1 rRNA gene is annotated in these 355 nt (G+C 43.1%); it reads right to left on the bottom strand.

Features of this window, described 5'->3' with window-relative positions:
• Positions 1 to 283: 283 nt before the first annotated feature.
• Positions 284 to 355 (bottom strand): 16S ribosomal RNA (locus ACLH1I_RS26670); the annotation flags it as partial.

Below are 355 nucleotides of genomic sequence, written 5' to 3'. Positions count from 1 at the left end.
CGCTTTTCGCAGATTAGCACGTCCTTCATCGCCTCTGACTGCCAGGGCATCCACCGTGTACGCTTAGTCGCTTAACCTCACAACCCGAAGATGTTTCGTAAAACATCATCGCGTCGCGAAAATTTGAGAGACTCGAACACACATTAACTGTGTGTCGTTTCAATTTTCAGCTTGATCCAGATTTTTAAAGAGCAAAATTTCACAATGCACTTTGCAGTACATTTTGAAATTTATTATTTATCAAACAATCTGTGTGAGCACTACAAAGGCAGGTTCTTTAAGGTAAGGAGGTGATCCAACCGCAGGTTCCCCTACGGTTACCTTGTTACGACTTCACCCCAGTCATGAATCACAA

Origin of the sequence: Klebsiella sp. 1SOBk10mer (assembly GCF_046602535.1) — a bacterium.
GTDB classification, from domain to species: Bacteria; Pseudomonadota; Gammaproteobacteria; order Enterobacterales; family Enterobacteriaceae; genus Klebsiella; species Klebsiella quasipneumoniae.
Note: the sequence above shows the minus strand (reverse complement) of the source record. Positions and strands in the feature narration are given on the sequence as shown.